Below are 7,150 nucleotides of genomic sequence, written 5' to 3' on the forward strand. Positions count from 1 at the left end.
TTCACCTTTGCCCTCATCCCTCTGCCCTTTCACCTTTCCTCAGACACCTTGTCCCTCAATTCCAGCAGCGCCTCACGTGTCGTGATGCCGCGGATCAACGTCGTGAAGTCGTGCAGGGTCGGGCTGGCCGCGCGCAGATCGCGCAGTGCCGGGCCGATCGGGTCTTCGCCAGCAATTCCCGGCACGCCGCCGACCTGATAACCGCCGTAGAACGCGAAGTATGCCTGATTCAACCTGCGGATCGGGTAGCCGCTGTCGAAGAACAACGCCTGCCGCTCGGCCATATACGCCTCGGCATCCTCGATCTTGCCCTCGGCCAGCAGGGCATCGACCGTGACGCGCGTCTCGTTCATCTCAGCGCCGAAATCGAACGGTTCGGCTTGCGCGAACTGGCGTAAGGTGGCACTGCCGCGTGCTGCCCGCGCCGGTGCGCGCCCCGAAACAAGGTCGGGATAGTAACGTTCGAAGACGACTGCGGCGATCTCCTTGCCGAACATATTGGCTGCCGTCTCGTTGATCAGCCGCGAGTCGGCCGCAAAGTCAAGCTCCCAGCCCAGCGGGAACATGAACAGGTAGTGGTGAAACCACTCGTGCGCGAAGGTCTCCACTGCCCACGTCAGGCTCGCCGTTTCGAGGATGAGCGCCGGATACAGCGCGATCCCGCCGATCGGCACGACCAGCGCCGAGACGTCCTCAGCGGCTTCGACGGCGGCTTCGAGCTGCGCGCGCTCGTCAATGGTCAGCGGATCGACGTTCAGGCCGAGGTCGATGCGAATCGAATCGCGCGGCGAGATCACCAGCAGGTTTGGCGCTTGCGAGAAGCGCATGGCGATCGGCGGCACGAGCGTACCGAGTAGACCGTAGCCTTGCTCGACCAACACCGTCGCGACCTGTCCTTCGATTATCGCCTCGGCGAGCGATTGGCGTTCTGCCAGCGACTGCCGCAGCGCGTCGCGCTCTGCGCGCAGGCCGGCAGTCGCGGCGTGCGGATCGGCCAGATCAGGCTGCGCGTAGACGACTGCAATTTCCCCATCGAGCGATTGTGCGCGTGCCACGTCGGTGAAGTACTCACGAGCGAACGCCGTGCGCTCGTCCTCGGTCATGAACGGATGCGCGCCCCACAACGCCTGCCCCGCCTTCGCGCCCAGTGCGTCCACCGTCCAACCGACAAAGTCGAACCCGTTCGACCCGATTTGCAGCCCGATGCGCGCCCACGACTCGCCCAATGGCATCGTCGAGTAGCGCAGCAGGAACGCCACGACCAGCAGCCACGCCGCCCGCCGCAAAATACGCACGAGTCCCCACACGATCGACAGCACGTTTCGCCTCAGATATGCCACTTTCACCCCCAGTGTACTCCTTCTGGATAAGTGCTTGTTGCCGGGAATCTGGACCGGGCGTATAGTGTTAAGGCCGAATGAGAGGACACAACTTTTATGAGCTACCGCAGTGTGCGTCACCTTGCTGTCAGTGTGCTGATTTGGGTGCTCATCGTGGTCGCGTTGTCGGCCACGTTTGCTGCACCAGGCAACCAAGTCACACCCGCCAACATCATTCAACATCGTCAAACCGGGGCTGCATCGTGGATCACGTTCGATCCCGCATCGCCGGGCATCCTTGCGCAAGCGTCCGTACGCGACCTGTCCGATCAGCAGCGGGCCGCGGCATGGCTTGAGGAGTTCGCGCCGGCGTTCGGCGTACAGGCCAGCAGCTTGCAGCCCACTGGCCCCGTGCTGACCAGCACTGACGCCGCACAGCCGATTGTCACCACGCGTTGGCAGCAGACGATCAACGGTGTGCCGGTCTACGGCGCGACGCTGGTCGTCAACGCGCGTCAAGACGGCAGCCTGCTGTCGATCAACGGCGAGACGTCGCCGGCGCTGAGCATCGACACGACGCCCGCGACCTCCGCGGCCGACGGTGCATCTGCCGCGCTTGACTACGCCACCGTTCGCAGTGGAGAACTGCGCGAAACGCTCGTGCCGCTGGCGCCGCAGTTGGTGGTCTATGACGCGCGCATCGTCACCCCGCAGACGCGCTATGCGCCCCGTCTGGCGTGGCTGACCGAAGTCGTCTCGACCGCCGGCGCGCCGGTGCGCCAGATTGTCCTGACCGACGCCGCGACCAGCGAAGTGCTGTTCACCTTCAACAAGATTCACGCCGCGCCGTGGATCGATCCTGACGCCGCCCGTGCCGTTCCGTCTACCGCCACACTTGCCCCGACGATCGGCCCGCGCGTGCTCGGCAGCCCGGATTTGGCAACCTACGACGGCAACAATACCACGACGCTTCCCGGCACGTTCGTGTGCGACGAGTCGGACGACCCGTGTACGGTCGGCGGTGCTGACACAGACGCCGACGCCGCCCATGAGTTCGCCCGCGAGGTCTACGAGCTGTACGAGGTCAAACACGGCCGCGATAGCCTTGACGGCAATGGCATGCAGCTGATTTCGACCGTGCACCACCGCACTGGCTACTGCAACGCGTTCTGGAACGGCACGCAGATGGCCTACGGCGACGGCTGCGGCACGACGATTGTGCTCGACGACGTGGTCGGTCACGAACTGACCCATGGCGTAACCGAATTCACCAGCAACCTCGTCTACGCGTACGAGTCGGGCGCGATCAACGAGTCGTTCTCCGACATCTGGGGCGAGCTGTTCGACTTGGGTAACGGCACGGCGGAGGATATCCCGGCCAACCGCTGGATCGTCGGCGAAGAGCTAGTCGCCGGCGGCATCCGCAATATGAAGAATCCGCCGCTCAAGAGCGACCCCGACCGCACGCAAAGCCCGATCTTCTATCTGGAATACTTCGACGTTGGTGGTGTGCACATCAACAGCGGCATCGGCAACAAGACGACCTACCTGATGGTCGACGGCGACACCTTCAACAGCGTCACCGTCACGGGCATCGGCATCGACAAGACGCTGGCCGTCTTCTACCGCGCGCAGACCAGCTTCCTGACATCGGGCTCGATGTACGTCGACCTGTACAACGCGCTCGTGACTGGCTGCAGTCAGCTCGTCGGCGGCGCAGCGGGCATCACCGCGGGCGATTGTGCGCAGGTTCAAAACGCCGCGCAGGCCACCGAGCTGGACGAGCCGTCGCTCTTCCTCCCGGTCGTCGCGCCGGTCTGCGACGGCGGAAGTGTCGCAAGCGACCTGTTCTTCGAAGACTTCGAGGTCAACCCGACGTCGCGCTGGGTCGAGACCGGACATACGACCGTCTGGACAATCGGCAGCACCGATAGCCCGATCAGCGGCGCACAGAGCCTGCGCGGCCTCGACCTCGGTTCGACGTCGGATGGCCGCGCCGAGATGAACAGTTCGGTGCTGCTGCCGGCCGATGCTAAGCTGCACTTCATCCACAACTACGACTTCGAGATCGAGGGTTGGGACGGCGGCGTGGTCGAGTATTCGACCAACGGCGGCGCAAGCTGGAGCCGCCTGACCAATGCGTCGCTGGAAGCCGGCGAAGGGTACGTTGACGCCCTTGAGACTGCAGGCAACGGCAATACCAACGTGCTGGCGGGACAAGAGGCGTTCGGCAACAGCTCGTTCGGCGTGGCAGCAGAGCGCTACTCGCTGGCGTCACTTTCGGGCCAGTCGGTGCGTATCCGCTTCCGCGGGACGTCGGACTCGAGTTTCGGTGCGCCGGGCTGGTGGGTGGACGACGTGCGCATCTACACGTGCGTCGCCGCGCCGTCCAATCTGATCGCTAACCCCAGCTTCCCGAGACCGTCGGCGCGCCCGGCACGATCCCGAGCTGGAACACCGCGAAGCTCGGTGCAGGCAATAAGGTCGTCTGCAACAAGGCCGGCCAAAGCTCCGAGGGCGTGTGCGCACTGCGCTTCAAGGGCAGCCCGGCCTGAACGGCAGCCTCAAGCAGACCATCGACCCGACACTGTTCGCGGGGATGGACGAGGCCACACTCAGCGGTTGGCTGCGCGGCAACAACGCATCCGGCGGCAAGGTGATGGTCAAGCTGAAGTTCGCCGTCAGCAGCCCGGTCAAGCTGAACCTATCGGTACCGGTCGGGACGACGGCCTTCACCGAGTACACCGTCACCGACACGATTCCTGAGACCGTGACCAGCGCGTTCGTGAAAGCCAAGTACAGCGGACCTGCCGGCAAGATGTGGGTCGACGACCTCGAGCTGACCGTCGCCGACGTGCGCCGCAGCGCGGGCGTGCTGCCCCCGCCGGCCGCGCCAGACGGCTTCCGCGGCGGGAACTAACTGACCGCTGCACGTCGTCCTTAGCTCAGAATCAACCAGCGCGGAGGGGTCTCCTCCGCGCTGGTGATTCACAAGTTGAGTTGTCGGGAAAGACGGCGAAGCGCCTACTCCTCGTCTTCCCAATCCTCGTCGTCCTCGTACTCGTCCATGTCCGTGCCGTGTGGATGCCCGTGCTCGAGTTCCTCGGCGTCGGCGTCGCGCACGCCCAGCACTTCGACCTGATAGTTGAGCGTCTTGCCGGCCCACATCGGGTTGAAGTCGACTTTGATCTCGCCGTCGTTGATCTCGGTGATGATGCCTTCGAACAGATAGCCGTCCTCGTCTTCGAGCACGACCGCCGCGCCCAGCTCGGCACCTTCCAGATCGTCCTCGTCGAAGACCTCGAAGTCCTCGGGTCGTACTCGCCGAAGCCCTCAGCGGGCGGGACCGTCACCGTCAGCTTATCGCCAACCTTGCGGCCGTCCAGCGCGGCCTCGAGGCCAGGACGACGTTCTCCGCGCCGTGCAGATAATCGAACGGTTCTTCGGCGCTGTATTCCTCGACGACTTCGCCGTCGACCGTCAACGTCAGCGCGAGGCTGACGACCTTTTCGCTGCCAATCGTGTCACTCATGGGTGGGTATCCCCTGTCTGCGTCAGACCGTAATTTCCGGAACCGACGTATTATAGGGCCGGCAATCGGTTCTGTATAGGACGGCGCGCATCCCGTATAATGCCGTCAAACACACGATAGAATCGCGATGATTGCCGAGACTCGAACCCTCCTCAACCCCGTCCAGATCGGGGACATGACCATCGACCCGCCCCTCAGCCTTGCGCCGATGGCGGGCAGACCAACCACGCCTTCCGCCGGCTGTGCCGCGAGATCGGCGGCGTGGGGCTGGTCTGCACCGAGCTGCTGTCGAGCGTGCCGCTGCAGTTCAAGGGGCGGCCTCAAGACCAGCCTGCAGTACTTCGACTGGCGGCCCGAGGAGCGCCCGTTCGCCGTCCAACTGTTCGGCAACGACCCGGCAGTGATGGCCGAGGCCTCGCGCATCGTCGTGGACTACGGCGCGGCGATGGTCGACATCAACATGGGCTGCTGGGTGCCGAAGGTCGTCAAAAAGGGCGGCGGCGCGGCCCTGCTGCGCGACGTGTGCAGCGCGACCGCCGTCGTGGAAGCGTGCGTCAAGGCCGTCGACGTGCCGGTGACCGTCAAGGTGCGCGCCGGGTTTGACGACGGCATCATCACCGCGGTGCCGTTCGCCAAAGCCGCGCAGGACGTTGGCGCACAGATGATCGCCGTACACGCCCGCTTCGCCTCGCAGGGGTTCACCGGCACCGCCGACTGGGACATCATCCGGCAGGTCAAAGACGCCGTGACGACCATCCCGGTCTTCGGCAACGGCGACGTGACCTGCGCCGCGGACGCCCGCCGCATGCTCGAACAGACCGGCTGCGACGGCGTGATGATCGGCCGCGCAGCGCTCGGCAACCCGTGGATCTTCAAGCAGATCCACCACGAGCTGACGACCGGCGAGCCGCTCCCCGAGCCGACCGTGCAGGAACGCGCGCAGACCTGCCTGTATCAGGCGCGGCTGACGTTGGAGACGACCCGCATGGTCGAGGTCAAGGCGATCCGCGAGCTGCGCGGCCAACTGTGCAAGTACACCGTCGGCATGCCGGACGCCACAACCATCCGCGATGGAATCGTGCGCGCCGAGTCGCTGGACGACATCGAGCGAGCGCTGGAACGGTACTGTAGGGGCGACCCGGCGGGTCGCCCGCGGGCGCTGCGGATCTCACCCCAAATCCCTGCCTAAAGAAACCTCACCCCGCGTCGCTGACGCTCCGCTGCCCTCTCCCCAAACCCCTCTCTCCCTCAAGGAGAGGGGCCAAATCCGGCGTGTCTTTCTCCCCTCTCCTCGGGGAGAGGGCCGGGGTGAGGTCTGATTGCGTACAGGGCAGCGGAGGCTGGTTCCACCCGCGCCAACTTAGCCCTTTCCTCGTTCCCCCTTTTCACCTCTCCCCCTGTTTCTTCACACTCGCTCCGTCCCGCGGCGTGTACCATAGAGGGGTCATCCACCCGCACCCGACCGGACACGCGCATGCTCCGCAACCTCACCATCGCGCACGCTGACGATCATCCTGTGGCTGCTGCTGCCGGTCGTCGGCCTGCGCGTACAGAACGATCCGGACGTGTGGTGGCAGCTGCGCAGCGGCGAGCAGATCTGGCCGCCGGCCGCATCGTGCAGGCCAGATCAGTTCTCGTACACGTTCGCCGGCAGCGAGGCGCGCTTGCAGCACGAATGGTTTTGGCCCAGCCCGTGCTGGTCGCGTTCTGGCAGACGTTGGGCATGTCGGGCTGTCGCTGTACGCCGTCCTGTGCGGCATGCTCCGGGATGGCCGTGCTGTATCGCACCATGCACGGCGGGCGTACCTAAGCGTTCATCACCGTGCTGGGGGCCACGTCAGCGTCGATCTTCTGGGGCGCGCGCCCGCTGATGCTCAGCTTCATCCTCGCGGCTGTCACGCTCTGGCTGGTGTATGGGCACCTGCGCGGGCACAGCGTGTGGCGGCTGTGGATTCTGCCGCCAATGTTCGTGCTGTGGATCAACCTGCACGGCGGATGGCCGCAAGGCGCGCTGATCCTGATGGCCGCTGCCGCCGGCATGGTCGTCAACTTGCTCGTATTCCGCCGCGTGCTGCCGCCCCGCGCCGCCGCCGCGCTAGGGATCGCCCAGCCCGCGACTCCCGGCCTGCGCGTCGACCGCTGCGCAAGATCGCGTTGTTCCTCGCGCCGTGCATCGCCGCCGCCGCGCTGATCCGTTCCTCAACCCCGGCGGGCCCGCAGCTCCTCACCGTGCCGATCGACACCCATCGGCGGCTTCGACTTCAAGCCGATCTTCATCGAGAGTGGCGCGCGCCGTCGC

Annotated in this window: 6 protein-coding genes and 1 pseudogene; 5 read left to right on the forward strand and 2 right to left on the reverse strand. The window is 65.3% G+C overall.

Annotation, left to right across the window (positions count from 1 at the left end):
- Window positions 1–29 precede the first annotated feature (29 nt).
- A complete protein-coding gene (locus tag IPM16_12350) occupies window positions 30–1,346 on the reverse strand; it encodes a hypothetical protein (protein ID MBK9123891.1) in 1,317 nt (438 codons plus the stop codon).
- Window positions 1,347–1,436: 90 nt separating this feature from the next.
- On the opposite strand from IPM16_12350, the gene IPM16_12355 reads away from it, so the two are divergent.
- Entirely contained in the window at window positions 1,437–4,085 is a 2,649-nt protein-coding gene (locus tag IPM16_12355; GenBank protein ID MBK9123892.1) for a M4 family metallopeptidase, read from the forward strand.
- Window positions 4,086–4,089: 4 nt separating this feature from the next.
- On the forward strand, window positions 4,090–4,239 hold the full coding sequence (locus tag IPM16_12360) for a hypothetical protein (GenBank protein MBK9123893.1): 150 nt from the start codon (window positions 4,090–4,092) through the stop codon (window positions 4,237–4,239).
- Window positions 4,240–4,343: 104 nt separating this feature from the next.
- Here IPM16_12360 and IPM16_12365 read toward each other — a convergent pair.
- Window positions 4,344–4,851: pseudogene (locus IPM16_12365) on the reverse strand (peptidylprolyl isomerase).
- Between the two features lie 127 nt (window positions 4,852–4,978).
- On the opposite strand from IPM16_12365, the gene dusB reads away from it, so the two are divergent.
- From dusB to IPM16_12380, 3 genes are all read left to right on the forward strand, one after another.
- Window positions 4,979–6,040 carry a tRNA dihydrouridine synthase DusB gene (gene dusB / locus IPM16_12370; GenBank protein MBK9123894.1) on the forward strand — a complete coding sequence of 354 codons (1,062 nt, stop codon included), beginning with the start codon at window positions 4,979–4,981 and terminating at the stop codon, window positions 6,038–6,040.
- 285 nt (window positions 6,041–6,325) lie between these two features.
- Complete coding sequence (locus tag IPM16_12375) at window positions 6,326–6,661, forward strand: hypothetical protein (GenBank protein ID MBK9123895.1); 336 nt, start codon at window positions 6,326–6,328, stop codon at window positions 6,659–6,661.
- Between the two features lie 12 nt (window positions 6,662–6,673).
- Window positions 6,674–7,042: a hypothetical protein gene (locus IPM16_12380; protein MBK9123896.1), complete on the forward strand. Its 369-nt coding sequence runs from the start codon at window positions 6,674–6,676 to the stop codon at window positions 7,040–7,042.
- The last annotated feature ends 108 nt before the right edge of the window (window positions 7,043–7,150 follow it).

The organism is Candidatus Flexicrinis affinis (assembly GCA_016716525.1).
GTDB lineage: Bacteria > Chloroflexota > Anaerolineae > Aggregatilineales > Phototrophicaceae > Flexicrinis > Flexicrinis affinis.